Raw genomic sequence first — 26795 nt, forward strand, 5'->3', positions numbered from 1 at the left:
AGAATGGCCTGCAGCTGTTCAGCGCGGTATTCTGGTGGGACCAGATAGTTCTGACGTACCATGGTTTCGAAAAAGGGGAAGATGGTATGATCCAGCTTTTGCAGAAAGACGGGAGAGGTCTCGCCGCGCAGCAAAATGCGCAGAGAATGCTTGTATTTCTGCAAAAACTGGAAAAACAGCTCACTGACCGCACCAGAGTCCGGCGAGACAGTTTTTATCTGCTCCATCAGGCAGCGGAGTTGTTCCACCACGCTATCCTCCAGTGCATCTGCCAGAGAATAAATGTCCTGATAATGATCGTAAAAGGTGGCCCGATTGCAGGGGCAGAGGCGGCATAGTTCTGCCACCGTGATTTTGTGCAGGGGTTTGCGTTCCAGAAGGAAGAGCAGCGTAGTTTGCAGCTGGGTTTCTGTGCGCCTGGCCCGAACATCAACGGGATTTTTCAGCATAAAATGATTCCTCAATAAAAAATAGACAACACATGCGGCGAAGCTGCTGTGTAAACAACGAGGGCGGATGGATTGTTGGTTGCAGAATCCATCATCTTCTATCATTATAAGGGGTGAAATGGTGATTGACAATCACCCGACGGAATCGGAAAAAGGAGGAACAGCACAATGAAAAACTATATGGATCTGACCGGACGTGTGGCCATTGTTACTGGCGCATCCTCAGGTCTGGGGTATGAATACTGCAAGGCATTTGCAGAGAACGGAGCCTGCGTAGCCGGGTTTGCCCGGCGGGTTGAGCGTCTGGAGCAGCTCAAGAAAGAGATCGAGGATATGGGCGGTAAATTTTTGCCGGTGCAGTGCGATGTGTCTGTGGAAGAGCAGGTTGTGGCAGGTGTGAAGCAGGTGGTGGATACCTTTGGCAGGGTGGATATCCTGGTGAACAACGCCGGTATGATCGCCTATTGCCCCACCGTGGAGCTTTCGCTGGAAAAGTGGCAGCGGGTGGTGGATGTGAGTTTAACGGGTTATTTCCTGATGGCCCGGGAATGCGCAAAATATATGATTCCGCAGCGGTATGGCCGCATCATCAACACGGCTTCCATGTATGGCCGGATTGCCGCACTCCATCACCCGATTCTGGCCTACAACACCACCAAGGGTGCGGTGCCCAACTTCACCCGGGCTCTGGCGCAGGAGTGGGCACAGTACAACATCACTGTGAATGCCATTGGCCCCGGTGAATTCCCCACCGAGATGATGCAGATCACCGAAGACGCGCTGGAGGAACTGAAGGGCCGCTGCCCCATTGGGCGGCCCGGCGAAATCTCGGAGCTGTGCGGTCAGCTGCTGCTGTTCGCCAGTGAGGCTAGCGCCTACACCACCGGTCAGACTATTTGTATCGATGGCGGTTGGACCAGCGTGTAACAAAAAAGATAACCCTGAATGGTCTGAATCAAACCCGGAACGAAAAAGAGAAAACAAGCCTCTCTGTTTTTTCAGAGGGGCTTGTCTTTTACAAGGGAAATGGATTCAGAAGGGAAAGAAGTGGGATTAACGCTGTGGCGGCTTTGCTGCGGCCTTGATTTTTTGTGCCAGAAACTGATCGGTATAGTGAATAAAAAAGCGGCCGAACAGAGCAAACAGGAGCGGCGAGCCGTTCCAGGTCAATTCCACCAGAGTCTGCCGGGAGGTTTCATCCGGGGAGCAGTCAATAAACCAGTTCAGGTTTTTCACGGGAACAAACGCCCATGGGGTGTACAGCGACCGGCAGGGGGAAAAGCTTTCAATGTCCAGGAAAATACTTTTGCTGAATTCGTCCCCCCAGTCGATGAATTCATAAGAGCGGAACAGATCGCTGCTTGTTTTCTGTGCCAGCTGTTCCCACAACTGGGGAACGGGCAGAGGGGAAAGATATGTCCGTTTTTTCTCCAGTACGGCCCGTTTGGGTATCTTTTTCAGCAAAGAAACCAGACCAATAATGTACCGAGTCAAAAGTATGAGACATGCGGCAGCAAGAAGCAAAACCAGCCAGAGCACGGCGGGTCTGGAAAACGGGAACCATCGGAAAGCAGCAGGAAAACGCATATTGGCCCCCTCTCCTCGCTTGTGCAGTGTGTGTTCGGCAGCTCAGCCGAACATTGTGGTGTGACATTCATCGATTCGCTAGCCTGCATAGGTGTCGGCCATCAGGAAATTTCAAACAAAAATGCTCCCTGATGAATTCATTTTCTTACATCAGGGAGCGTTTTGTCAATCATTTTGCTTTCAGCAATCGGGCGGTGTTGCCGGGAACTCACTCGGACACTGTGTCCCGGTGGCCGAGATACCACAGCCTGTGGTCCATTCGCTGGAGTCGGATGGAGGAGCTGCCCACGGCACCGGCCTGCGGCTGGTGGCCCAGATCGCCGCCGCCCATGGAGGCAAGGCAGTATTCTGCAACGGAACGCCCTACCGATGCGAGCTGTGGCTGCCGGTATAAAACCAAACAGGCTCTGCAATGCGGCCCCCGCTGATTGTCAGGCGGGGGCCGCTCGTGCTATGATAGGGCTATTAAATAAAAGTCGACACGCAGAGGAGGGGAAACACATGGTGTTTCTGATTGCGGGGGCGTCGCACACGGGCAAGACCGCGCTGGCTCGGAGGCTTGTGGAACGGTATAAGGCAAACTGCCTGTCCATCGATCATCTGAAAATGGGACTGATTCGCAGCGGCTATACTTCACTTACTCCCACCAGCAGCGATGCGGAATTGACCGGCTATCTGTGGCCGGTGGTGCGGGAGATGGTGAAGACTGCCATTGAAAACGGGCAGGACCTGATCGTGGAGGGCTGCTATATTCCCTTCGACTGGGCGGAGGAATTTGCGCCGGAATACCTGACGCAAATTCGTTATCGCTGCCTGGTGATGAGCGAGAAGTACATCCGCGCTCATTATGGGGATATCAAGGCCTATGCCAACGTGGCGGAGCAGCGGCTGGATGATTCCGACTGCACCCTGGAAACCCTTCTGCGGGACAATGCCTATACGCTGGAAATGTGCCGAAAACACAGTGTTCCTTACACCCTGATTGAAACGAACTATCTTATAGAGATTTGATTCGACACAAGGAGGTGGCTGCATGCCGCTGCACATTGTTCGAAATGACATCACCACCATGAAGGTGGATGCCATCGTCAACGCCGCCAACGAGAGCCTTCTGGGCGGCGAGGGAGTGGATGGGGCCATCCACCGGGCGGCTGGGCCGGAGCTGCTGGCGGAGTGCTGCACTCTGGGCGGCTGCAAGACCGGCTGCGCCAAGCTCACAAAGGGTTACCGGCTGCCCGCCCGCTTTGTGATCCATACCGTGGGCCCTGTTTGGCGGGGCGGCGGTCATGGAGAACGGGAGCTGCTGGTGTGCGCTTACCGATCCTCCCTGGAGCTGGCGCTGGAACAGGATTGCCGCACGGTGGCCTTCCCGCTCATCTCCTCCGGGGTATATGGCTACCCAAAAGACCAGGCCCTCAAGGTGGCGGTGGATACCATCGGCGACTTTCTGCTGGCCCATGATATGACAGTCTACCTGGTCATCTTTGACCGGGCGGCCTACACCATCGGTAGCAGGCTCTTTGCGGACATCGCCGCATACATCGACGACTGCTATGTGGAGCAGCACACCGAAAGCCGGGAAGAGGAGTACCGCCGCGCCATGGCCTTCGCCTGTGCGCAGGCAGCGGCGCCGGGTGTGCCCGAGGGGCTGAACCAGGCGGTGGAGCGGCTGGACGAGAGCTTTTCCCAGATGCTGCTGCGCAAGATCGACGAAAAGGGCATGACCGATGCCCAGTGCTACAAAAAGGCCAATATCGACCGCAAGCTGTTTTCCAAGATTCGCTCGGATGTGCACTATAAGCCCTCCAAGCCCACGGCCATGGCCTTTGCCATCGCGCTGGAGCTGCCGCTGGACCAGGCGCGCCAGCTGCTGGAAAAGGCGGGCTTTGCCTTTTCCCACGCCAGCAAGTTCGATATCATCGTGGAGTATTTCATCGCCCACCAGAACTACAATATTTTCGAGATCAACGAGGCCCTGTTCGCCTTTGACCAGAGCCTTCTGGGCGGCTAAAGCCCGGGAAAGGAGAATCGTTATGCCCCGTATGGATGTGACCGAAATGCCCTTTGCAAAGCTGTATCCGCTGCTGGTAGCCAAGGCCGAAAAGAAGGGCCGCACCCGCCAGGAGGTGGACCAGGTGACCGGCTGGCTCACCGGCTATCCCCCGGAGCAGCTTGCCGCCATGGAGCAGAGCGGAATCAGCTACGGCGAATTTTTCCGTGCAGCGCCGGCCATCAACCCCAACTGCACCCTCATCACCGGCAAGATCTGCGGCGTGCGGGTGGAGGAGATCGAAGATCCTATGATGCGACAGATCCGTTATCTGGACAAGCTGGTGGACGAGCTGGCAAAGGGCAAGCCGATGGAGAAGATTCTGCGGAAATAATCATCGTACATACAGGAGCGTGCAGCAATGAAAGAAATTCGAAAAAACGGGCGGTTGCCGTTCGAGGATGCAGCGGAAAGGATGTGATGTGAACAAAAAGAAAGGATGAAAACCATGAGCTATATTCCAGACCCCAATCAGGTCTTTCCCAATGAATACAAAACCTCTTGCTTTATTAAAAATGTGGTCAAGGCCCCCAATATCATCATCGGGGATTATACCTACTACGATGATGCCAAGGATTCCACCGGCTTTGAAAAGAACAATGTACTGTTCAATTACCCGGAGTTTGGCGACCATCTAATCATCGGTAAACTCTGTGCCATTGCTTCCGGGACCAGGTTTATCATGGGGCTCGCCAATCATCGGATCAGCAGCGTGACCACCTATCCGTTCCATGTGTTTGGCGGAGTATGGCAGGAAAATACTCCGCCCCATATGGAGCAGCTCCACCGCAAGGGCGATACCGTGATCGGCAATGATGTATGGATCGGGCGGGAATGTGTCATCATGCCGGGAGTGAAGATCGGTGACGGTGCAATCGTGGCCGCCTGTTCCATAGTAACGGGAGATATTCCGCCTTATACGGTGTTTGGAGGCAACCCGGCCCGTTTCATCAAGCAGCGATTTGATGAGGAGCTGACAAGCCTGCTGCTGCAATTCCGTTGGTGGGAACTTGCTCCGGAGGCACTGGTGAAGGCACTGCCGATGCTCTGTGATCCGGATCTGGAAAAGGTAAAGCAGCAAATAAAGGCAAGACTCACAAGCAAAGAATAAACTTGTCGCCCATCAGGCGACCGAAAAAATGCGAGATCCCCCTATACTGTGTTTGCAACCAAACAATACAGTATAGGGGGATTTGTTTATGAAAAAGAATTTGACCGAGCTGGTGTTTATCCTGGACCGCAGCGGCTCCATGCAGGGGCTGGAGGCAGATACCATCGGCGGCTTCAACTCCATGCTGAACAAGCAGAAGAAGGAGCCCGGCGAGGCGCTGGTCTCCACCGTATTGTTTGATGACCAGGTTGAGGTGCTCCATGACCGGGTGCGGGCGGAACGGGTCAAACCCATCACCGACCGGGAATACTATGTGCGGGGCTGCACCGCCTTGCTGGACGCGGTGGGCGGAGCTATCCGCCACATCGGCAATATCCACAAATACGCCCGGCCGGAGGATGTGCCGGAGCATACCCTTTTTGTCATCACCACCGACGGCATGGAAAATGCCAGCCACCGCTATTCCGCCCGTCAGGTGCGCCAGATGATCCGGCGGCAGAAAAAGAAGTATGGCTGGGAGTTCCTCTTTCTGGGAGCCAACATCGACGCGGTGGAAACAGCGGGTCATCTGGGCATTGACGCAGACCGGGCGGTGAATTATCACTGCGACAGTGAGGGTACCCGCCTGAATTATCAGGTTCTGGCTCAGGCGGTGTCGGCAGTCCGTTGCAGCGCGCCGCTGGATGAGCACTGGAAGGACGCCATCGAGGCAGACTTCCGAAAACGGGATGTCCGCCGGTAAGGCGTGTGCTATAATAAAGATAAAACTGCCGCAGAGGAGGAGCTTCCATGCAGTTCGATCAAACGCTTCTGGAAACCTACCGCACCCTTTTGCAGACCACAAATTTGCGGAAGGCCTATCAGGAATGGCTGCGCATGTTCCGTTATCTGCGCACCGCACTGGAGCAACAGCTGCCGGAATACCGGTTTCAGGGCAGCGTCAGTGAAAACGGCATGGACTACGCCTATTTCTCTTTTACCGATCCGCTGCTGAAGGAGCAGGGCCTCAAGATGGTGTCGGTGTTTGTTCCCGAGCGTTTTCAGCTGGAGGTGTGGCTGTCCGGTGTGAACCGGGCCGCTCAGAGTCGCTGGGCTGCTCGGTTGAGCCACTGCCCGCCACCCATGAAACAAAGCGAGAACCCGGCCCGCACGGATTATCTGGTGCGGCTTCCGGTCGAAGCCGATCTGACGGATGGGGAAGTCGTTGTGCAGGCAATGAAACATGCGGCGGAACAGCTGCGGGCGTTCCTTTCGCTGAAAGAATAAAAGAGCCGGAGCTTCAGAAAGGGCAGAAGCTCCGGCTCTTTTTACAGGTGGCTAACAGATCCGCACCTGCGTTTCCAGTCCGATACGAAGGAAAGCTTGGAACCGAATCAGGGCAACTCTTTGGGCTTTTTGGGGGAAATGGTATTTCGAAGCCCCTGATGCAGCTGACCGTAATTTACCGGCAGATCCACAGCCAGCAGGATTTTTGCAAACCAGACAAAGGCCATCAATACCAGAATCGGGATGACGCAGCAGGTTACCAGCATAACGGCCAGAGCCTCGATAAAGCGGTTGACCATCTCACCGGCCTTGTCGGTGATGCCGGAAACTGCATTGGAAACGCCCTCGGTCACCGAGGAAACCAGGCCGGACCAAAAGCCCTCTTCGGATTCGCTGGTGGTGTCCGTGCTGCTTTCGATTTCTTCGGCGGTTGCAGTGGCGGATTCAATGGTCGCCTCGATGGATGCCTGATAGGTGCTCTCAATCATGTTGGAAAGCTTGACGCTGGCAGGAATCAGAAGGAAGATCAGCAGCCCGAAGATAACAAGCTTCGACGCCAACAGGCGAAGGCTGTCCCAGTCGAACAGGATATAAGCCACATAAAGCAAGCAGGCCAGAGGAATCAGCAGCGAGAAGGTGATGGAGCCGGTGATGGTCAGCAGATATTTTTCCAGGAAAATGGCGCACAGGACCAGCAGAAAATGCGAACTCAGGTCCGCAAGTTTGTCGGCAATCGGGGTGGCCACATCGCCGGGAATCAGTGTGATCGCCGCCGAGGCGGTTGCCGAAGCAGCGGACAGCTCCAGCACAGTGGTCTGCTTTTCCTCCAATGCGGTGAGGGTGCCCTTGTGGAAATCGGCGGACGAGGCAAAACCGGACAGCACAAAAAAGGACAATACCGCAATCAGTACAGGGATTATGATGTGCAGGCTTTTCTTTTGTAAGGTTTCTTTCATGATTGACTCTCCTCTTTTTTATTTGACTGCCTTGATTTGCAGTTCGTTCCGGCAGGCAGCCTTGCTGTGCTTGTCACCTCCGTCAAGCTGCCTGCTCTCATAATGAGCTTTGTAATTTTCGCGAAGCATGCACAGGCGGGCCGCAAATTAATATCCGCCTGTGTGCAATGTGTTTTGCATTCGTTCCAGCCCGGTGCCAAGACCCTCGAAGCCAGCGCAGCGGCTGGGGCGGGTGTTCACCGCATGGTCCAGCAGGGGCTGGGTCAGGCCGGCAGTGTCCAGGCACAGGTCCAGCGCCAGCACGTCCTCCCAAGCCCGGTTGAGAAAGGCAACCTCCCGGCGGCCGTGGGTGCGGGTGAGGGAGATGGTATCCGCCCGGCGCAGATAGTCTTCTATCTGTACCGGGTCAAACCCGGCGGCGGTAAGGCTTTCGGTCAGTCCCTGGCGGAACAGACCAGGCAGGTTCGCCCACTGGAAAGGCGCAACGTCGTAGTATACAAAAGTGTAGCGGGTGTGGCAGTGGACCGCCAGCAGGCATTTGTGCCCCCGCAGGTCGATGCAGTGCAGATCCCAGCAAAAACGCCGGTCCGGCTGGATGCCGTAGCCCGGCGTTTTCATTTTCAAAAACCGCTGCAGCGGAAAGGTCAGTCCCAGTTCCATCACTGTACTTCGTGGGGAATCAGGATTTTTTCCACCTGAATGCTTCCCTCCGAGACCTCTGCCATCATCATGGTGATCTCCTGATGAAAGCGCCGGGGCCCGCAGGAGCCGGGATTGAGCCAGAGAATGCCGTTCTTTTCCTCCTGCACGTATTTGTGGGAGTGGCCGAACAAAACAACATCCGCGCCGGAAAGGTCTGCGGGCAGCTCCTTTTTGTTGTGGACCAGATAGAAGGTCACGCCGCCCAAGGTGACAGTCAGGTCGTGGGGGATTTCTCCCGCCCATTCCTTATCGTTGTTTCCACGTACCACATACAGCGGTGCGTACTGCCGCAGCTGGTCCACGATGCTCTGTTTGTTGATGTCGCCGCCATGCAGGATCGCGTCGGCGGTTTTCAGCTGCTCCAGCACCTCCGGACGCAGCAGGCGGTGAGTGTCGGAAAGAATGGCAAGCTTCATGTTTGAACCTCGTTTTCCAGTTTGTTTTGCACATCCCGATAAAACCGGCGGGCGTTGGAAAGGTCCTGTTCATCCGGGTGGCCCTTGGCGATGCCGCCCACCAGCTTGAAGGGGCCGAAGGTATCGAAACCCTTGCAGCTGAATTCTCCCAGCACCGGGCAGTTTTTTTGGGCAGCGATCTCGGCCATTGCTTTCGCACCGGTGCCCTTTGCACCGCCGTAGGTGTAAACGAAGAACACCGGCTTGCCCTGGGGCAGCTGGCGGCGGGCAAACTCCACCACAGCCTTCTGGAATTCAAAGCCGTAGATGCCGGAGGCAAAGCCCACGCAGCCGTAGTCCGCAAGGCTGGCGGTCTTCTGTTTGGTCACGTCGATCAGGTTGATCTCACCCGTATCGGCCATGGCCTGCAGCACCTTCAGGGTGTTGCCATGGTGGCGGGAGTAGTAGCAAACGGCGGTTTTCATGGATTGTTCCCTCCTTGCAGGGTCCAGCCGAAGTCGTTGTGGTAGATCATCTGGCGGGTCATGCCGCCGTCGATGCAGATGTTCTCGCCGGTGATAAAGCCCGCCTTGTCCGAGCAGAGGAACAGCACCATGTTGGCAATGTCCAGCGGGTTGCCCACCCGCCCGGCGGGCTGCTGGTATGCGTCCGGGCCCTGGTATACCGTGTAATCCGTGTCGATCCAGCCGGGGGAGATGGAGTTCACCCGCACCCGGCCCGCCAGACTCACCGCCAGCGCGTGGGTCAGAGCCGAAATGCCGCCCTTGGCCGCGGTGTAGCTCTCGGTCTGGGGCTGGCTCATCCGGTCCCGGGAAGAGGAGATGTTCACGATGGCCGCCCCGGGCGCAAAATGGGGGGCGAACAGCTTGGACAGATAAAAGGGGGCGGCAACACCCACCCGCAATGCGTAATTGAACTCCTCGTAGCTGCATTCGTCGATGCCCTTCATCAGGGGCAGGGCATTGTTGATGAGATAGTCCACATGGCCGTGGTCGGCAATGACCTTTTGGGCAAAGCGTTCCAGCACGGTCTGGTCGGCAATATCGCCCACAAAGTAATCGTTCTCCAGCAGGTCAATGATGCACACCAGAGCGCCAGCCTTGCGGAATTCCTGGGCAATGGCCTTGCCGATGCCCTTGGCTCCGCCGGTGATCACCACCACCTTGTTTTCAAATTCCGGCATGGGAACCCCTCCTTAAATGATGATGCCTTCGCAGTGGTCAATTTCGTGCTGGATGATCTGGGCCGTCCAGCCGGTGAAGGTCTTCAGCCGCTCCTGGAATTTCTCGTTCTGCCAGCACACCTTGATGGACTGCCAGCGCTTGGTGGGGCGGGTGCCAGTGAGGGAAAGGCATCCCTCCTCGGTATCGTAGGGGCCGGATTTTTTGATGATCTCCGGGTTGAACATCACGGTGTAGCCGCCCTCGGCCTCAAAGGCGATGATGCGCTTGTTCACGCCGATCATGTTGGCTGCCATGCCCACGCAGCCGTCCTGGTGGTGCTCCAGCGTCTCCAGCAGGTCCAGCGCAACGGAAATGTCCTCGGGGGTGGCAAGCTCGGCCTTTTGGGCCAGGAATGCTTCGTCCTTGCAGATGTCTCGAATCATATTTGTGTCTCCTTATGGGCTTGAATCACCGACGCGATGGTCTCGGCAGCGAGGCGGGAGCCCGCTTCACTGGGATGCACACCGTCGGCGGCGTATAGGTTTTGGGGGTCGGCCAGCTGGTAAAACCGCAGCCCCACCTCGGCAAGGAGGGCGCGGTTTTCCCGGGCGGCAGTGCGGTAGGCTTCGGCCAGACTATGGGCCATTTCATCGTAGTTCCAGTCCTTATCTGCCAGTTTGATACTGTCTTTCTGGTAGGCCCAGGTGGCATAGAGAACGGGCACGGCCCCGGCTGCCCGGATCTGTGCGCACAGCTGCCTTACACTGGCGAAAAAGCGCTCAGGGGAGGAAAACGGCCCGTGGCTCATCTCCTGCAGGATCACATAGTCCCAGTGCTCCCGGCTCAGCGCTGTCTGGGTCTGCGTGCCCAGACGGGTTTTGGGGTTCAGCTGCTCCGAAAGCCTTGCCCCGCCTCGGGTGTGGTGCACCACCTGCGCGCCGGTCAGCTGTGCCAGCATCCGGGGCATATCGTTTGCAAAGGTCAGGCTGTTGCCCAGCATCAAAATGCGCATAGTACCGCTCCTTACCCGGTTTGTATCACTTGTATTATATATGGTTGCGCGGGCGGGAACAAGCCCTGCGGAGAAACGCTGTGTCCGATAAAAACGCCCGGCAGGATCATCATGATCCTGCCGGGCGTTTTGCGAAGGTTTTCAAAAGGTTACTGCTCGGTCTCGTAGGGCCAGGTGTTGATGCCGCCGAATTCGTAAATGCCGGTGTAGCCCAGCTCCGCCAGGGCGGCGGAGGCGGTTTTGCTGCGGTTGCCGCTGCGGCAGTAGACCAGCACAGTGGAATCCTTTTCCGGAATGACCGCTGCGGCGGTGTCCTCATCGATGGTGCCCACAGGCAGCAGGACTGCGCCGGGAATATGGCCGCCGTCGTATTCGCTCTGCTCCCGCACGTCCAGGATAATGACCTCTTCGGTGTCCATCATTTCTTTTGCCTTTTCCTGGCTGATTTGCTGGTAGGAGCCGCTGGCTGCCGCTCCGCCGCAGCCGGTGAGCAGCAGAATGGGAGAGAGCAGGCAGAGCAGTGCGGAAAAAATACGTTTCATGCGGATACCTCTTTTGGGGAACGCCGCGGCGTTCCGGTGTAAAAACTGTTTTGTGCCCCTATCATACCGTTTGAATAGCGAAGCTGTCAACGCTTGAATGAGATGAGATCACAGAAGAGAAATGCGGATCAAGTCTGGCCTGTTCATTCAGCACAATGTGCCCCTCGGAGAGGCTAGTGGCCGTACTGGTGTAGAAAGCGGGCAGCGCGCCTAGCCACCGCCTTTCGAGGGCAGTCCAGCAGGCTTTGTGCGAACCGCAGCATGTCAGCCTGGTGGTTGGATTCATCAAAATAGTGATCGAAGCAGTCCAGAACATGACCACACAGCACGCGAGTGCACTCGGGAGATGGCTCGCCATGGTGCAGATAAACCATGTGCGGCACTTCCAGCAGTCGTTTGGTTATGTCCGGTTCCCACTCCGGTCTGGCTTGTACAATTTTCCAGGCGTTCCCCGCCACATTGGCTGCGGTGATCATCTGCGGGCAACGAAGCAGAGCAAAATATTCTTCATACAAGCGGGAAAAGTGATTTTCTGTGTCCACCGCCGCCAGATTAGCCAGGATCAGAATGCCATCCCATTTGACAAAGCTGTTAGCATCGTGCAGCCAGCTTGCAATCTCATCAAAATAAGAATAGACGATTCTGGGCTGCTGCTCACTCAATATACGGATGGCTTTTGTGCAGCTGTAGCGTACCGGGCTGTGCTCGGTTTGGACGATGGAGAAAAACGATTCCAAAAGCTCCCGATTCCCTCCCGCCTGAATCGCCAGCGGTATAAGTTCTGGTTTTGTTTTCAGGTATGCCAGCAGAGAGTGCTTATCCATCAAAAACTCCTTCCCGGCCCGGACAGGCAGCAATTTTTGCTTATATTGTAGCGCATTCAGGCAAAGGGAACAAGCAGCGAGCGGATAGCGGCTGTATTGAAAATGCGCTTATGTGAGGATTGCATTTTCAATACAACGGGACGCATAGGTGGAAAAGCGCACCTGCTTGGTGCTGTCGAAGCTGTTGACCGCTTTGATCAGGCCGATGGTGCCGATGCTGATCAGATCCTCTGCATCGCCGGGCAGGGCACAGTATTTTTTTACGATATGGGCCACCAGGCGCAGGTTGTGCTGAATGATGGTGTCCCGCGCTTCCAGGTCACCCCGGCGCAGGGCCGCGAAGGACTCCACCTCCTGGCGTGGGGTCAGCGGGCGGGGAAAGCTGCCGCTTTCCAGATGAAGCGCCAGATACAGCACCTGACTGGCCAGAAATTGCAGGAATACCTCAAGCATAAAAAAGCCTCCTTTTTTGAATGTGTATGGAAATTCGGCGGATATTGCCTGCTATAACCTATGCGCTCTGCGGGCAGAGCAAAACCAGAAGGCGCTTTACCCGGAAACTCCTGACTGCGGAAAATCGGCGGCAGTGCTATAATAAGAAAAAGGTAAGGTACGCCAAGCGCGGACCGGATATGTGAGGAGGGCTTTTGTGCGGCCGGAAACAAAAGAGAAGAAGCGGTTGTATCTCAAATGGCCCTGGAATCTGGTGGTCTATGTTCTGCTGGTAATTTTGCTGCGGGTATTTTCCATCCCGGTGATTTTGCTGCTGATCCGGTGGAACAAAAAGCAGCAGCTGAACGGCCCGGCTGAAGGCTATTGCCTGCAGCGCACCCGAGGGCAGTTGATTCTGCTGGTATGGGCGGCGGGCGCTCTGCTGCTGGCTGCGGCAGGGGCAGCCTATCTGACCCTTTCCCGGGAAGTGGACAAAACCGGCTGGGACTATATGGAATATATCAAACTGGCGGCTGCCAGTCTGCTTGCGGTGGGCGGAGTGCTGGTGGCCGGATATCTGACCTATATCGGTCTGCGGGATGCCTTCTGCCCGGAAAAAAGCCGGCTGGCCCGGTCCATACGGGACCAGCTGCCCTACCCGGAGGAAGCTCCGCCGGTGAAGGAACTGTTTGCCATGGTGGATGAGGATGTCCGCCAAAATGGCCGGTGGTTCGGAAAGCTGGCAGTGGGCCGTGAGTGGATCTTGGGGGATGAGGTATCGTATATCCCGCGCATCCGGGGCGTGTTCTGGCGGGATGAAATCAGAACAAGGCGCAGCGGCAACCGGGTCACCACCACCCGCATTCTGCAGCTGTGGATTCTGGATGACCGCCGGCAGTGCAGATCGACTGATCTGCGCCAGCCGAAGGAGCTGCAGGCCGCGCTGGACTGCCTGCGCCAGCGGGTGCCCGCCGCGGTGTTTGCGAAATACGATTCCCGGGAGTACAACGACTGTATCCATGCGGATGAGCAGCAGTGGTATTTTATGGAGCAGGAGTTTGAACGCAGAAAGACTCGGCTGGAGCAGGGGCAAACTTGTTGAAGAGGGAGGCGCTACAGGATGAGGCAAGGACAGAGCGGCTATTGGAAAAAGGTCGGTGCTGTGGGATGCACGGTGATGCTGGCGATAAGCCTGGCTGGATGCACTCACCAGGAAGGAAGCCCGGCGCAAAGCATGCAAAGCGCGTCTGGTTCGGAAAGCCAGGCTTCGAGCGGGGCGGAAACAGCAGAAAACGCTGCCCTTTCAGGCACAGAAATGACCGACGAGGAGATCGTCCGCCTGACCAGTGAGCTGGTGGAAACGGGTCAGCGCTGGGAGAACTGGGCATCTGATCCGACGGCTCAGCAGCTGGATTATTCCGACAGCATTACGGTGGAACGCCTGGGTGAGCCGGTCACCCTGTATCGGCTGCCGGATATGGAGAGCAGGGCTCAGGTGGAGAATGCTCTGCTGAAAATCTTCAGCCGGAATTATGTGGACAAAAAGATGGAAACCATTTTTCATCCGGATGTACCGTATTCTTTGTACGAGCAGAATGGGGTGCTGTATGCAAATGGGGACTTTGGCTTTGATTATCAGAATGTGTTCCGATACACCGGAAACTTCATGGTGATAGGTCGCACGGAGGACAGCATCAGCCTGCAGGCAGAGCTGTGCGGCGATGATGGCGAGCCGACAGAGAACTGGCCGCTTACACTGCGAAGGGAGGAAGGCCGCTGGGTGCTGGACGGCTGGAAGACCGATGAAAAAGGAGATAATTCCTTTGTAGCATTGCCCGAGGAGCTGGAGCAGCAGGCACAGCAGGACCCGGAACTGGCCTCCCAACTGCGCTATGCCTGGATGCTGGGGGATGGCCTGGTATGGGGTAGCCAGCGTTGGGTCGACTGGTGCTTTTCCGGTTTGTTCGAGCCACCGGTGGAAGTGCCAGGGGAGGAATATCCTCTGGCGGATCTCTCAGGTCTGAAGGTAGAAGGCTTTGAAGTGGAGGTCGGCCCGGAGCAGAAGGTTTATCTGATGCTGGATGTGACGCAGCCGGGCAATACCCCGCTGCGCCAGGGGAGAAACTGGTATCTGCTGGATTTTTCCGACAATGGAACCGGAAAGGTGAACGGCACCATTCGCCGAATGTACCCGGATGGCGAAAATGCGGCATTCGGGCTGGGACGGGACCAGAGCTTCGGCAAGGAAGAGGAAAACGCCAGGCTGAACGAAGAGCTGATGGCTGTGGTGAATACCTTCCGGGGCTGGGCCTGCGCTTTGCCTTGCGACAGGGATTGGTGGCAGGAGGGCGGAGAAGTACCCTATGTGGTGGCCCGAATGCATCAGGATGGCCTGATCGGAACGGATGGACTGTTCACGGAGGAGCAATTCAATCAGGCAGCACGGGATTACCTGAACGCGCCGGAGTACCAGGCGGCTAGGGAAACTCTTCTCCGCTGCTGTTATGAGCAGGATGGCCGGTTTAGTCTGATGGAAATGGGAGGCTTGACTTCGGATATTGGAGCCAATTGCCGGAATCTGGGAGGTGACCTTGCCGCGGGAACAGGCACAGTGATCCGGCGGTATTACAAGGATACACTGGGCCTCGTACCGGATTACGACCTGGTATACACCATGGAGCGGTCTCTGGACGGTACCGGTCATTGGTATGTGTATCGGTGTCAAAAGGTGCCGGGTGGAGTGTCTTACATCGGTTAAACCGCGGGCGAGTATGAAAGCAAAGAGGTCTGCCGGAAGGATTGTTCCTTCCGGCAGGCCTCTTTTGAGATGAAGATCGACAGCTGTTATCCCTCTGCACCTTCCGGGCGGGGCAGGAAGCGCACCGCCACCAGACGGTGGAACACAGCGGCAAACAGCAGCCCGAAGGCCACGCCCAGCACCGTGTCCACGATACGCAGGACCACTGCACCGTGAATGCCATAAATGCCTGCGCCCAGCATCAGAGCGCCGAAGCAGTTCATGGCAGTCTTGTACCGGTAGTCGGTACAGAAGCCCAGACACAGCCCGCCCAGAGGGCCCAGCAGAGAGTGCAGGCCGGCAGGCGTGATGGAGTAAAGAACGAAAAATGCCAGCGAACCTGCCAACGCGCCCACGATACGCTGGAAAAAGCGGGGTGCGGCGTTGCCGGAATAGGGATATTCCGAAAGCAGTGAGGCGCAGGCAAAGCCCATCCACATGAAGCGTTCCACCCCGAACACCTGCCCGGCGGTGAGCACCAGCGCAACGCCCAACGCCATGCGCAGCTGCCAGAGATGTACGATGTTGGCAAGGTCGAACCGACGGACCACATGATGAAAGCGAACCGTTTTGTGCTGGTGCCGGTGCTTGGCAAACAGGATTGCGCCGCAGATCAGATACCCCACCAGGGCCAGCAGCGCCCGGCGAACCAAAGCCTCACATACCACCGGATTGCCGGTCAGATAAACATAGGCGAAGCTGTAAAGCCCGCCGTTGCCCAGCTCCGGTCGCTGGGTTGTGATATACAGCAGGGCAAAAAAAGCCACAGCGTGCATGGGAATCAAAAGTGGCGCGGGAATCACCGCCGCCGCGCAGGGAGCTGCCACCAGAATGGCAAGCGCCAGTGCCAGTGTGACCAGCGAGTCGCCGATGCAGTATTCAAAGTTCACAAAACGGATGCCCAGCATGATGCAGAACAGCGCCACCGCCATGGGCGTATTGTCCGAACCGAACAGGCCGGACAGTGCGCTGATGAACAGAATCGCAAAGGCCACGATCAGCACCGAGCGCACCGCCATGGCCGTCCAGTACCAGGCCTTTTCCCGCCGGGTGGAGCAGGCGGCGATCTTTCGCTTCAGAATCGCCGGGTCCAGCTGCAACGCGTCATAAAATTTCATGTCCACTGTTTGTTTCCCTCCTTTCCTCGATCTGCGCCGCCAGTCGGTCGGTGCACTGTATAAATGCTTCAAAATCCTCTCCGGCGCTGCGCCACAGATCATAAAAGGGCTGGAGAATGCTCTCGTAGCCTTTTTTCAGCTCCGCAAGCCCGGTCTCGGTAATGAACAGCCGGTAGCTGCGTTCATCATCGGGCTGCCGCTCTTTGCGGATGCAGCCTTTTTCATACAGCGCTTTCAGGCAGCGGCTCACTGCTTCCTTTTTCATGCCGCTGCCCTGACTGAGCAGGAGCGGCGTGTTCTGCTGCGGCTGCAGATACAGCCTTGCCAGCAGCTCGCATTCGCTGGCGGTCAGTGTAGTGCTGCGCACCGGCAGCAGCGTACGCACAATTTTTTGCAGCTGCTGCTGATAGCGCGCCATATCAGTCCATTCGATTTGCATTGGGGTCCTCCTGTGTATAGTTAACGGTGTTAATTATATGTCTGCGGGATTTTCCTGTCAAGAACGGGGTGTGGAAAATATTCTTTGGCTCTAGCCGAGCGGTTGGCGGCGTGGTATAATGGCGCCAGAACCAGAAAAAGGGGCGATGACGGATGGAAAGAACATTTAACTGGGTGATTGTGGGGGCAGGCGGCATTGCCGGCGAGATGGCCTCGGCGTTCACTGCCATGGGCCGCTGCCCCTATGGTGTGGCAGGCCGCACCCGGGAAAAGGCGCAGGCCCTGGCCCAGCGCTGCGGGGCCGAAAGGCTGTACGAAAGCCCGCAGCAGGCTTTCGCAGATCCGGAGGTGGACATCGTCTATCTGGCCACGCCCCACAATACCCATGCGGAACTGATCGAGCAGGCGCTGGCCGCGGGCAAGCATGTGCTGTGCGAGAAGGCCATCACCCTGAACAGCGAGGAGCTGGAACGGTGCGTGGTGCTGGCCGGGCAGAAGGGTCTGGTGCTGGCCGAGGCCATGACCATCTGGCACATGCCCCTGTATCAGATGCTCCGGCAGCGCCTGGCGGCGGGGGAATGGGGAAAAGTCCAGCTGATTCAGCTGAACTTCGGCAGCTTCAAGGACTATGACATGACCAACCGCTTCTTCAATCCGGAGCTGGCGGGCGGTGCGCTGCTGGATATCGGTGTGTATGCCCTCAGCTGTGCCCGGAGTTTTCTGACCAGCGTGCCCGATCAGGTAATCAGCCGGGTGAAGCTTGCCCTCACCGGGGTGGACGAGCAGGCAGCCATTCTGCTGCAAAACCCGGAAAACCAGATGGCCACCGTGACCATGAGCCTGCGCTCCAAGCTGCCCAAGCGGGCGGTGATCGGCTGTGAGCGGGCTTACATCGAAATTGACGATTATCCCCGCGCCCAGTCGGCCCGGGTGGTGGATGCGGCCACCGGAGCGGTAACTGAGGTTCAGGCGGGGGAAACCGGCCGGGCGCTGGAATATGAGGTGGCTGCCATGGAGCAGGCGGTGCGTACCGGCGACGCGTCGGCCATGCAGCTGGGCTGGAGCCGGGATGTGATGAACATCATGACCGCCCTGCGCCGGGAATGGGGCGTGCACTACCCCGGAGAGGAGCTGTGAGATGAAGGATGCCAAATGGAAGATCCCCAAAACCTGGTATGATCGGCTTGCGGACTGGATGAGTGTGGGATTTCTGGCGGCATCCGGGTTTTACCTGTGGGCCAACTGGCAGGCAATCCCCCGGGAGATTCCCACTCACTATGGCTTCAGCGGCCAGCCGGACGCCTGGGGAGACAAGAGCAGCTGCGTGGTTCTGCTGGTGATCGGCGTGGTGATGTGTTTGATGATGTGGGGCATCGAGCAGGTTCCCATGATCTGGAACACCGGCGTGACGGTGACCGAAGAAAACAGGGTGCGGGTTTACCGCATTCTGAAAAATCTGCTGGTGACCATCCGGCTCGTGATTGCAGCCATCTTCGCCTGGATGCCGGTCTGCTCGGCCCGCTCCCAGCCGCTGGGGGGCTGGTTCATGCCGCTGGTCATGCTGCTGGTGTTTGGGCCCATTGTGATCTGCCTGGTTCAGCTTTACCGGAAGAAATGATCTGGGAAGAAAAAGCCTTGCGCCGTCCGCTGCCCCATGATATGATAGACCCTGCGACCATTCACACCGGCCTGTGAAACCCAACCGCAACAGGCCGCATCCAAAAGGAGTTTGCCTTATTATGAAATTTGATCTGATTGCCCCCTGCTACTTCGGTACCGAAAGCACCGCCGCCTTTGAGGTGCGCCGCCTGGGCGCCGAGGACGTGAAGGTGACCGACGGACGCATTGCCTTTTCCGGCCCGGCGGACATCATTGCCGCCGCGAACCTGAACCTGCGCTGCGCCGAGCGGGTGCTGGTGCTGCTGAAGACCTACACCGCCACCACCTTCGACGAGCTGTTCGACGGTGTGACCAGCATCCCCTGGGAGGAGCTGATCCCGGCGGACGCCCAGTTCCCGGTGAAGGGCTCCAGCCTGTCCAGCACCCTGTCCAGCGTGCCCGCCTGCCAGAGCATTGTGAAAAAGGCGGTGGTGGAGCGGCTGAAAAAGGGCCACAAGACCCTGATGCTGCCCGAGACCGGTGCCCTGCACAAGATTCGTTTCTCCATCCGAAAGAACGTGGTGGAGGTAATGCTGGATACCTCCGGCGACGGCCTGCACAAGCGCGGCTACCGGCGCAACGCAACCGGCGCACCCATCAAGGAGACCCTGGCCGCCGCCATCGCGGACCTGGGCCGTGTACGGCGGGATTCCATCGTGGCCGACCCCTTCTGCGGCAGCGGCACCATGGTGATCGAGGCCGCCCAGAAGGCCATGAACATTGCTCCCGGCCTGCGCCGCCGTTTTGCCGCCGAACACTACACCTTCTGCCCGCCCGAGATCTGGGCCCGGCAGCGGGAAAAGGCTCTGTCTGAGATTCGGCGGGATGCAGCCTTCGAGGGCTTCGGCTACGACATCGACCCCGCTGCGGTGGCTCTGGCTACCCAGAACGCCAAGCTGGCGGGTGTGGGCGACCGGTGCCATTTTGAGCTGGCCGATGTGAAGGACTTCGCCCCCCGGCCGGAGATGATCGTGCTGACCAACCCGCCCTACGGCGAGCGCCTGGGCGATCTGGCCACCGCCGCCAGGCTGGCCGGTGTGCTGGGCAAGGCGCTGGAGGAACATCCGGTGGCCGGCGCCTACATCATCACAGCGGACGCGGACCTGGAAAAGCACCTTGGCAAAAAGGCCAGCCGCCGCCGCAAGCTGTACAACGGCATGATCCCCTGCCAGGTGTACATGTATTATTGATTTTGCAGCAAACAAAAACGGAATCTCCAAACAGGAGATTCCGTTTTTTGTTTATGGCATTATTCGGCGGTTTGGGTGACCTGATAGATGCTATAGCCGCCCTGGTCATAGAGCAGGGTGCAGTGGGCGGCGAACCAGCTCTCGTCCACCGCGTAGTCCGCCCGCTCGGAGGGGCCCACCATCACATAGTCTATGCCCCATTGGGCAAGCCCTTCCTCGCTGGGGGCTTCCAGCAGCTGGCGCACCGCCGCTTCCTGGACGGAGTAATCCATGCCGTGGTAATACAGCCAGGTGCCGGAGGCGCACAGAATGGGCCGTCCGGCCAGGCTGAGCACCGGGTTCAGCAGCTGGGTGCCGCACAGAAAGCGGCCCATGGGGTCGGTGTTTTCCTCTGCATATTCCGCAGCGGCAATGGCGTTTGCATCAAAGTGCTGGTACTGGCTTACTGCCTCCCGACCCAGGGTGAGGAGACTGCCGAAGGTGCCGGTGAACACCAGCATGACGGCAAGCACGGCCTGCACGCTTTTCTTGTCTACCTTTTTCAGAAGGTCCACGATCAGATTTGCCACCAGGATGCAGCCCAGCAGATGCCAGATGAACAAAAGCTTGTTGTTGTCGTAGTTGTTGGGCTGGAACTCCACAAACTCGCTGAGCAGCAGAATCAGCAGTCCGCCGCCATAGACCCAGCGCAGCTTTTTGCCCGCCCACAGGAAGGCAGGCAGCAGCAGAATATAGACCAGGCCGATGTTCTTGATGTAGAACCAGAAGTAATTGTCCCCCTCGTTGGACCAGTTGAAGTGCCAGCGCAGAAAGCCCGAGCCCTCCTGGGTGTGGGGCAGAATCTGGGTGAGCATCAGCGGCAGCCAGATCACACCCGTCGCTCCGGCAAACAGCAGCCAGGGACGCAGAGCGTGCAAATCCGTCCGGTACAACGCCAGTGCCCGTACAAAGAGCACCCCGCAGATGAGCACCAGCGCCAATGCCGAGTGGGTCTGCACCAGAGGCATGGAGGCGGCCAGCAGCACCAGAGCGGGCCAGAGGCGGCGTTCCTCGTTCAGGGCAAAGCGTGCCAGCAGGGCCAGACATGGAAAGAGCAGCGCCCAGCCGAATAGGGTGGCCCGCTGAGGAATAAGCAGGTCCGCGATGGGGTTCACCCAGCGGATGTTCTCTTCCACATAGTTGGTGGGGGTTTCATAATAGGCGGTGAAGATGCGGGTGAAGTTCTCCACGCCGCCCTCCAGAAAATAAGCGAAGCCGAAGCCGCTGCCCAGGAAAAACAGCACATAGGCAAGGCTGGCTTTGACGCTGCTCTGCAGCAGGTTTTTGGCCAGCAGCCAGCCGCCGCCGAACACCGCTGCCAGTGCCACCACCTGAGGCAGGAGGCAGGCGAATTTCAGGGGAGCGCCCAGCAGAAGAAACACGCTGGAAACGCTCTCGCACAAAAACGGATAGCCGTAAAGGGTCTGGCCCGCCAGCATGGGAAATTCCGGCGGAAACAGGCCCTGCTCGGCAATGCTCTTGATGAAGGAAAGGTGCATGGGCAGATCGCCGTAGGTGCTTTGCCCGCACCAGTAGCCGCCATCCTTATAATAGAGGGTATGGGTGTGCAGCAGCCAGACAGAAAGCAGAAAAAGCGGCACCACACAGGCCCAGAAGGCGGGAACAATGGTCCGGACAGAGCCATCCGGGGGGAGTACCTTATCCGATGAAGCGTGCCGGGGCCAGAGGCCGGCCACTGCCAATGCACCAGCGGCAACCAGAGCCAGCAGGGCGGCGGGCAGAGTGAAGCCCAGAGCCAGTGCAAAGAGCGCGGGCAGCGCGATCAGCAGCACCAGCCCGAAGGTAGCGGTAAACACCAGCTTTTCTTCGGCACCGGATGTGGGCAAAAGCCACCGTGTCAGTGAAAAACCTGCGGCCAGAAATACGGCCATATAAGCGATACTGAACAGAATTCCCATATCAAACGCCCTCCAGATCAAAAGGTGGGGTGTACTCCTCCTTGGCGCTGCTCTTTTGCTGCATGTAGCCCTCGGTGAGCCCCAGGTCGATGGCGTGGTTGACCATCTGGCGGTATTCCCAGGTGGAGATGCGCCGGTCCAGCGGCTTCATCTGTGCCGCCTTATGGAAAGGGGTATACTGGCTCATCAGGCTGGGCAGAAAGCTGCCGGCAGGCAGACTGGCCATGAAGTCCAGCACGGCCTTTGAATCTGCCAGTGCACCGGGCAGGGCCAGATGCCGCAAAATCACGCCCTTTTGCAGCAGCCCTTCCTCATCAAATTGGGGCGTGCCGGTCTGGCGGATCATCTGACAAATCGCCCGGCTGCACACTTCAAAATAATCCGGTGCGGCGGAATACCGGGCCGAAAGCTCCGGCGAAACATATTTCACATCCGCCAGCCACACGTCCACAATGCCGTCCAGCAGCTGTACGGTCTCCAGCGTCTCGTAGCCGCCGGTGTTGTACACGATGGGAATGGAAAGCCCCCGGGCTTTTGCCTGCTCCAAGGCCTCCAGTACCCAGGGCAGCCACTGGGTGGCAGTGACCAGATTGATATTGTGCGCGCCCTTTTGCTGCAACTCTAGAAAAATCTCGGTCAGGCGCCCGGTGTCGATGGCCTTGCCCAGCCCTTCCTGGCTGATCTTATAATTCTGACAGTAGCAGCACTTCAGGCTGCAGCCGGAAAAGAACACCGTGCCGCTGCCTTTGCTGCCGCTGATGCAGGGCTCCTCCCAGTGGTGCAGCGCCGCCCGGGCCACCATCAGCTGACCGGCCGCACCGCACACACCGGCGCGCCGGGTCCGATCCGCGCCACAGCTCCGGGGGCAAAGGGTACAGGATGTGGGAATCCGCAAGATAAAACCTCCCGAAACAGGCGGGCTGTTCGGTCCGCCTGCAATACAAAATAGAACAACCCTTACTATACCATATTTTCCGGCAGCTGTGCCAGAAAAAACTCCGGTTGACGCACTGCGCCGGCCTCCCGTATAATATCCAGTTGACGAAACAAAGCGCGAAGGGGTGCGCTGCAGGAGGGCGGGGAAGAGAAATGAAAAAGGAACAAAACAGTGTGGCCAGAAGCGTGGCCGCGCTGAACCTGGCAGTGATGCTGTTCGGCCTTGCGGCGGTGATCGGCCGCTTTGTACAGGTCCCGGCGGCGGTGGTCGCGGGCGGCCGGGTGATCTGTTCGTCAGTGGTGCTGCTGGCGCTGGCCTTGATCACCCGCACGCCGCTGCGGCTGGCAGAAAAACGGGATCTGGCTCTGGCAGTGTTTGCGGGGCTGGTGCTGGCTCTTCACTGGACCACCTTTTTTCAGGCGATCCAGGTCTCGTCGGTTGCCATGGGCACCATCACCTTTTCTGCCTTCCCGCTGTTCCTCACGGTGCTGGAGCCGCTGGTGTTCCGGGAGCGGCTGCGGGCGAGAAGCGCAGCGGAAGCAGTTTTGCTGCTGGCGGGCGTGCTCATCACCCTTCCGCCGGACGGCCTGAGCAGCGGCGCTGTGGCCGGGGCGGCCTGGGGCATGCTGTCCGGTCTGGCCTATGCGGTGCTCTCACTGGCAAACCGGCATCTTTCCGCCCGGTATCCAGCCCGGGTGATCTGCCTGTATGAGCAGGCCACGGCGGCGGTTGTGCTGCTTCCGGCGGTGCTGCTCCTGTCCAGCGGCTGGACGGCGGCGGATCTTTTCGGCATCGGTGCGCTGGGCGTGGTGTGCACGGCGCTGGCCCATTCGCTGTATGTGGCGGCCCAGCGGCGGGTGAGCGCCCAGACGGCGGGCATCGTGTCCGGAATGGAAACGGTTTACGGCATTCTGTTCGCTCTTGCCTTTCTGGGGGAAGCGCCCACCGGCCGGGAGCTGGCGGGCGGCGCGGTGATTCTGGGCGTGAGCCTTGCGGCTTCGCTGCAGGCCGGAAGAAAGTGAGCGGCGGGCGAGCGGCTTTTTCCGGCACATCCTACCATTTTGGTGTGGTTCATGCTATAATAATGATACTTATCGTCCGCGTCAGGTGCAGTTTCAGCACACGAGGGGCGAAAAACACCGTTTGAAAGGAGGCGCTGCCAGTGCAGGACCAATCCGCCCGGGCGCGTAAAAATCTGAAATATCTCACGCTGCTTGCCCGGGAATACCCCAACATTGCCGCCGCCAGCAGCGAGATCATCAACCTGCAGGCTATTTTGAAGCTGCCCAAGGGCACCGAGCATTTCATGAGCGATCTGCACGGCGAGGCTGAGGCTTTTACTCATATTGTGAACAATGCGTCCGGTGTCATCAAGGAAAAGGTGGACCGGGTGCTGGGCCCTGGTGTGCCGGATCAGGAGCGGGCGGAGTTCGCCACCCTGATTTACTACCCTGCCCAGAAGCTGGACGAGCTGAAGGAGCGCCAGACCGATCTGAACGCCTGGTACCGGCAGACCCTCTACCGGCTGATCGATGTGTGCCGGGTGGTCTCCTCCAAGCACACCCGCAGCTTTGTGCGCAAGCGCCTGCCCAAGAACTATGCCTATATTCTGGACGAGCTGCTCCACGCCCATTTTGAGGACCACGACAAGGAATTCTACTACGGTCAGATCCTTTCCAGCATCATTGATGTGGGCCGGGCCGACGATTTCATCGAGGCCATGTGCGGGCTCATCAAGAATCTGGCGGTATTCAAGCTGCACATCGTGGGCGATATCTTCGATCGCGGCCCCCGGCCGGATCAGATCATGGAGCAGCTGCTGAACCATCATTCGGTGGACATCCAGTGGGGCAACCATGATGTGGTCTGGATGGGTGCGGCCGCGGGCAGCCCCATCTGCATCGCCACCGTGCTGCGCACCAGTCTGGCCTATAACAATCTGGAGGCCCTGGAGGACGGCTACGGCATCAACCTGCGGCCGCTGGCTCTGTTTGCTGAGAGCGAATACCGGGACTGCGATATGCACCATTTCTACCCCCGCACCGACGAGGCCCGGGGACCCTATCACCGCAGCGAGCTGATCCGCACCGCCCGGATGCACAAGGCCATCGCCATCATCATGTTCAAGCTGGAATGCCAGGTCATCGACCGCAACCCGGATTTTGAACTGGAAGGGCGGGATTTCCTGCGGCGCATCGACTACCGGGAGGGCACCGTGGAGGTGGAGGGCAAGCGCTACCCCCTGCGGGATGACGATTTCCCAACCGTGAATCCGGCGGACCCTGCCCGCCTCACCCGCCAGGAGCAGGAGGTCATGGAGGCGCTGCAGCGCAGCTTCATGGAGAGCGAGCGGCTGCAGCGGCATGTGCGCTTTTTGTTCTCCAAGGGCGGCGTGTACCACATCGAAAACGGCAACCTGCTGTTCCACGGCGCGGTGCCTTTGACCGACAGCGGCAGCTTCGCGGTGGAGACATTCGAGCAGCATGGCTATGCGGGCCGGGCACTGATGGACTACTGTGACGAGCGGGCCCGGCGAGGATATTTTGCTCCCGAGGGCAGCGCCGAGCGCCAGAGCGGCGAGGACTTTTTGTGGTATCTGTGGTGCGGCAAGCTGTCGCCCCTATACGGCCGGGACAAGATGACCACCTTCGAGCGACTCTTTGTGGAAGACCCGGCCACCCATACCGAGACCAAGAACCCCTATTACCGGCATGTGAACGATTCCAAGATGGCCCGTGCCATTCTGGCGGAGTTCGGTTTGGATCAGACCCACAGCCATATCGTGAACGGCCATGTGCCGGTGCGCGCGGCCAAGGGCGAGACCCCGGTGAAGGGGGAAGGCCGGCTGATCGTGATCGACGGCGGCTTCTGCCGTGCCTACCACGAAAAGACGGGCATCGCGGGCTACACTCTGGTATACAACAGCCGGGGTATGTCCCTGCGGCAGCATCAGCCCTTCGAGAGCGCGGAAAAGGCCATCCGGGAAAATCTGGATATCGTCTCCACAGTGGATGTGTTCGAGACCTGTGAAAAGCGCACCCTGGTGGGGGATACCGACAACGGCCGCCGTCTTGCTGCTGACATTGAAGATCTGAAGCTGCTGGTGCAAGCCTACCAGATGGGCCTGGTCAAGGAAAAGACCTGAGGCAACACCGCACAATTCGCACCGAACGGTTCAGGCGGCGTATTGCGCCGAAATTTTCCGTGATATTTTCCCAAAATGCTCGCCAATCCACCAAGGATTGGCTGCGCTTTTCGGTTTATCTCACAAAAAATTTCCCGGCGCACTCCACCACCTGAAATTGTGTGGTATTGCCCCGACCGTTCCGGTCAGATAAAAAAAGAGGTGAGACCGATGGAATGGACTCCGGGCACGCCGCTGCCCTTTGAAACGGCGGAAAACTTCCGGGAGCTGGGCGGCTGGCCCGCGGCGGACGGCCGCCGGGTGAAGCGGGGCCTGTTCTGGCGAAGCGGAGCGCTGCGTCATATTGCGACCCCGGAGGACCGGGAGCGTTTTGAGAAGCTGGGCATTCGGGTGGTGTGCGACCTGCGCTCCGGTGTGGAGCGCGCACGGGAGCCGGACCCGGAATTTGCCGGGGTGCGCCGCCATGACATCGGCGCCATCCGGGATGCCCGGGGCGGGGAACTGCCCATCGACGCCAACGATTCGCTGCATCTGGATGCAGACGGACTGCGGGCTCTTTCGCGGGAGATGGAAGCCATCTATTCCGCGCTTCCCTTTGCCAATCCGGCCTACCGGGAAATGTTCCGGGAAATACTGGCCGGTGAGCTGCCGCTGCTGTTCCATTGCTCTGCGGGAAAGGACCGCACCGGTGTTGCTGCCGCGCTGATCCTGCTGGCGCTGGGCGCGAGCAGGGAAACGGTGATGGCGGATTTTCTTGCCACCAACGACTGTCGCCCCGGCGCGGTGCGGGAATGCCTGGAGGTGTACCAAGCTGAGCTGGAGCGGGAGCCGGAGCTGCGCCCCATACTGGAAACAGTCAGCGGGGTGCGGCCGGAAAGCCTGCAGGCGGTATTTGACGCCATTGATCGGCGCTATGTCTGCATGGAGTATTTTTTTGAAGCCGAATATGGCATGGGGCCTGAGCAGCTGCGGCTGCTGCGGGACCGGTGCCTGGAATAAGGCCGGGGATTCTCGGCCGCAAACAAGCAACCAATCACAAAAAG

Annotated in this window: 31 protein-coding genes; 16 read left to right on the plus strand and 15 right to left on the minus strand. The window is 58.4% G+C overall.

Going from position 1 to position 26795, the window contains the following annotated elements; genetic code table 11:
• Positions 1–617 precede the first annotated feature (617 nt).
• A complete protein-coding gene (locus tag J7G73_RS00760) occupies positions 618–1376 on the plus strand; it encodes an SDR family NAD(P)-dependent oxidoreductase (protein WP_291244843.1) in 759 nt (252 codons plus the stop codon).
• A 126-nt stretch (positions 1377–1502) separates the two neighbouring features.
• On the opposite strand, the gene J7G73_RS00765 is transcribed toward J7G73_RS00760, so the two are convergent.
• A complete protein-coding gene (locus J7G73_RS00765) occupies positions 1503–2036 on the minus strand; it encodes a hypothetical protein (RefSeq protein ID WP_291244844.1) in 534 nt (177 codons plus the stop codon).
• 250 nt (positions 2037–2286) lie between these two features.
• Here J7G73_RS00765 and J7G73_RS00770 point away from each other — a divergent pair, with 250 nt between their 5' ends.
• The 7 genes from J7G73_RS00770 to J7G73_RS00800 all read left to right on the plus strand — a co-directional run bounded on the left by J7G73_RS00770 (position 2287) and on the right by J7G73_RS00800 (position 6463).
• A complete protein-coding gene (locus J7G73_RS00770; RefSeq protein WP_291244845.1) occupies positions 2287–2430 on the plus strand; it encodes a hypothetical protein in 144 nt (47 codons plus the stop codon).
• 59 nt (positions 2431–2489) lie between these two features.
• On the plus strand, positions 2490–3047 hold the full coding sequence (locus J7G73_RS00775) for an AAA family ATPase (RefSeq protein WP_291244846.1): 558 nt from the start codon (positions 2490–2492) through the stop codon (positions 3045–3047).
• A 22-nt stretch (positions 3048–3069) separates the two neighbouring features.
• Entirely contained in the window at positions 3070–4047 is a 978-nt protein-coding gene (locus J7G73_RS00780) for an O-acetyl-ADP-ribose deacetylase (protein ID WP_291244847.1), read from the plus strand.
• A 22-nt stretch (positions 4048–4069) separates the two neighbouring features.
• Complete coding sequence (locus J7G73_RS00785) at positions 4070–4420, plus strand: DUF2200 domain-containing protein (protein ID WP_087294520.1); 351 nt, start codon at positions 4070–4072, stop codon at positions 4418–4420.
• A gap of 114 nt (positions 4421–4534) precedes the next feature.
• Positions 4535–5197 carry a CatB-related O-acetyltransferase gene (locus tag J7G73_RS00790; RefSeq protein WP_291244848.1) on the plus strand — a complete coding sequence of 221 codons (663 nt, stop codon included), beginning with the start codon at positions 4535–4537 and terminating at the stop codon, positions 5195–5197.
• Between the two features lie 88 nt (positions 5198–5285).
• Positions 5286–5939 carry a hypothetical protein gene (locus tag J7G73_RS00795; protein ID WP_291244849.1) on the plus strand — a complete coding sequence of 218 codons (654 nt, stop codon included), beginning with the start codon at positions 5286–5288 and terminating at the stop codon, positions 5937–5939.
• A gap of 47 nt (positions 5940–5986) precedes the next feature.
• Positions 5987–6463 carry a hypothetical protein gene (locus J7G73_RS00800; protein WP_291244850.1) on the plus strand — a complete coding sequence of 159 codons (477 nt, stop codon included), beginning with the start codon at positions 5987–5989 and terminating at the stop codon, positions 6461–6463.
• A 107-nt stretch (positions 6464–6570) separates the two neighbouring features.
• On the opposite strand, the gene J7G73_RS00805 is transcribed toward J7G73_RS00800, so the two are convergent.
• From J7G73_RS00805 to J7G73_RS00850, 10 genes are all read right to left on the minus strand, one after another.
• Positions 6571–7419: a hypothetical protein gene (locus J7G73_RS00805; RefSeq protein WP_291244851.1), complete on the minus strand. Its 849-nt coding sequence runs from the start codon at positions 7417–7419 to the stop codon at positions 6571–6573.
• Between the two features lie 147 nt (positions 7420–7566).
• Positions 7567–8079, minus strand: a complete 513-nt coding sequence (locus tag J7G73_RS00810) for a hypothetical protein (RefSeq protein WP_291244852.1) — start codon at positions 8077–8079, stop codon at positions 7567–7569.
• Positions 8079–8537, minus strand: coding sequence for a metallophosphoesterase family protein (locus J7G73_RS00815; protein WP_291244853.1), 459 nt, complete (start codon positions 8535–8537; stop codon positions 8079–8081). Before J7G73_RS00815 ends, J7G73_RS00810 begins: the two co-directional genes overlap by 1 nt.
• The gene (locus J7G73_RS00820; RefSeq protein WP_291244854.1) at positions 8534–9001 is read right to left on the minus strand and encodes a flavodoxin domain-containing protein; all 468 of its coding nucleotides are present in this window, start codon (positions 8999–9001) and stop codon (positions 8534–8536) included. Before J7G73_RS00820 ends, J7G73_RS00815 begins: the two co-directional genes overlap by 4 nt.
• Positions 8998–9720, minus strand: coding sequence for an SDR family oxidoreductase (locus J7G73_RS00825; protein ID WP_291244855.1), 723 nt, complete (start codon positions 9718–9720; stop codon positions 8998–9000). Before J7G73_RS00825 ends, J7G73_RS00820 begins: the two co-directional genes overlap by 4 nt.
• Before the next feature lie 12 nt (positions 9721–9732).
• Positions 9733–10143 (minus strand): peptide deformylase, encoded by a 411-nt coding sequence (locus J7G73_RS00830; protein ID WP_291244856.1) that lies wholly within the window; start codon positions 10141–10143, stop codon positions 9733–9735.
• A complete protein-coding gene (locus J7G73_RS00835) occupies positions 10140–10712 on the minus strand; it encodes an SGNH/GDSL hydrolase family protein (RefSeq protein ID WP_291244857.1) in 573 nt (190 codons plus the stop codon). Before J7G73_RS00835 ends, J7G73_RS00830 begins: the two co-directional genes overlap by 4 nt.
• A 149-nt stretch (positions 10713–10861) precedes the next feature.
• On the minus strand, positions 10862–11254 hold the full coding sequence (locus J7G73_RS00840) for a rhodanese-like domain-containing protein (RefSeq protein ID WP_291244858.1): 393 nt from the start codon (positions 11252–11254) through the stop codon (positions 10862–10864).
• 173 nt (positions 11255–11427) lie between these two features.
• Complete coding sequence (locus J7G73_RS00845) at positions 11428–12078, minus strand: hypothetical protein (RefSeq protein WP_291244859.1); 651 nt, start codon at positions 12076–12078, stop codon at positions 11428–11430.
• A gap of 108 nt (positions 12079–12186) precedes the next feature.
• Positions 12187–12531 carry a sigma-70 family RNA polymerase sigma factor gene (locus tag J7G73_RS00850; RefSeq protein WP_291244860.1) on the minus strand — a complete coding sequence of 115 codons (345 nt, stop codon included), beginning with the start codon at positions 12529–12531 and terminating at the stop codon, positions 12187–12189.
• Positions 12532–12727: 196 nt separating this feature from the next.
• Here J7G73_RS00850 and J7G73_RS00855 point away from each other — a divergent pair, with 196 nt between their 5' ends.
• Together J7G73_RS00855 and J7G73_RS00860 are read left to right on the plus strand one after the other, a co-directional pair.
• The gene (locus tag J7G73_RS00855) at positions 12728–13612 is read left to right on the plus strand and encodes a hypothetical protein (protein ID WP_291244861.1); all 885 of its coding nucleotides are present in this window, start codon (positions 12728–12730) and stop codon (positions 13610–13612) included.
• Positions 13613–13825: 213 nt separating this feature from the next.
• Entirely contained in the window at positions 13826–15268 is a 1443-nt protein-coding gene (locus J7G73_RS00860; protein ID WP_291244862.1) for a hypothetical protein, read from the plus strand.
• Between the two features lie 86 nt (positions 15269–15354).
• On the opposite strand, the gene J7G73_RS00865 is transcribed toward J7G73_RS00860, so the two are convergent.
• Positions 15355–16425, minus strand: coding sequence for an FUSC family protein (locus J7G73_RS00865; protein ID WP_291244880.1), 1071 nt, complete (start codon positions 16423–16425; stop codon positions 15355–15357).
• Positions 16412–16864 (minus strand): helix-turn-helix domain-containing protein, encoded by a 453-nt coding sequence (locus tag J7G73_RS00870; RefSeq protein WP_247643427.1) that lies wholly within the window; start codon positions 16862–16864, stop codon positions 16412–16414. Before J7G73_RS00870 ends, J7G73_RS00865 begins: the two co-directional genes overlap by 14 nt.
• A 152-nt stretch (positions 16865–17016) precedes the next feature.
• Between J7G73_RS00870 and J7G73_RS00875 the strand changes: the two genes are divergently transcribed.
• The 3 genes from J7G73_RS00875 to J7G73_RS00885 all read left to right on the plus strand — a co-directional run bounded on the left by J7G73_RS00875 (position 17017) and on the right by J7G73_RS00885 (position 19712).
• Positions 17017–18000, plus strand: coding sequence for a Gfo/Idh/MocA family oxidoreductase (locus J7G73_RS00875; RefSeq protein ID WP_291244863.1), 984 nt, complete (start codon positions 17017–17019; stop codon positions 17998–18000).
• Between the two features lies 1 nt (position 18001).
• Positions 18002–18481, plus strand: coding sequence for a DUF1648 domain-containing protein (locus J7G73_RS00880; protein WP_291244864.1), 480 nt, complete (start codon positions 18002–18004; stop codon positions 18479–18481).
• A gap of 121 nt (positions 18482–18602) precedes the next feature.
• The gene (locus tag J7G73_RS00885) at positions 18603–19712 is read left to right on the plus strand and encodes a class I SAM-dependent RNA methyltransferase (RefSeq protein ID WP_291244865.1); all 1110 of its coding nucleotides are present in this window, start codon (positions 18603–18605) and stop codon (positions 19710–19712) included.
• 59 nt (positions 19713–19771) lie between these two features.
• Here J7G73_RS00885 and J7G73_RS00890 read toward each other — a convergent pair whose 3' ends face one another.
• Positions 19772–21670 (minus strand): hypothetical protein, encoded by a 1899-nt coding sequence (locus J7G73_RS00890; RefSeq protein WP_291244866.1) that lies wholly within the window; start codon positions 21668–21670, stop codon positions 19772–19774.
• A 1-nt stretch (position 21671) separates the two neighbouring features.
• The gene (locus J7G73_RS00895; protein ID WP_291244867.1) at positions 21672–22565 is read right to left on the minus strand and encodes a radical SAM protein; all 894 of its coding nucleotides are present in this window, start codon (positions 22563–22565) and stop codon (positions 21672–21674) included.
• A gap of 194 nt (positions 22566–22759) precedes the next feature.
• On the opposite strand from J7G73_RS00895, the gene J7G73_RS00900 reads away from it, so the two are divergent.
• The 3 genes from J7G73_RS00900 (at position 22760) to J7G73_RS00910 (ending at position 26751) form a co-directional block, all read left to right on the plus strand.
• The gene (locus J7G73_RS00900) at positions 22760–23629 is read left to right on the plus strand and encodes a DMT family transporter (protein ID WP_291244868.1); all 870 of its coding nucleotides are present in this window, start codon (positions 22760–22762) and stop codon (positions 23627–23629) included.
• A 140-nt stretch (positions 23630–23769) separates the two neighbouring features.
• Positions 23770–25752, plus strand: a complete 1983-nt coding sequence (locus tag J7G73_RS00905) for a fructose-1,6-bisphosphatase (protein WP_291244869.1) — start codon at positions 23770–23772, stop codon at positions 25750–25752.
• A 210-nt stretch (positions 25753–25962) separates the two neighbouring features.
• The gene (locus tag J7G73_RS00910) at positions 25963–26751 is read left to right on the plus strand and encodes a tyrosine-protein phosphatase (RefSeq protein WP_291244870.1); all 789 of its coding nucleotides are present in this window, start codon (positions 25963–25965) and stop codon (positions 26749–26751) included.
• Positions 26752–26795: the final 44 nt, after the last annotated feature.

The organism is Allofournierella sp. (assembly GCF_017889395.1).
Classification (GTDB): Bacteria; Bacillota; Clostridia; order Oscillospirales; family Ruminococcaceae; genus Allofournierella.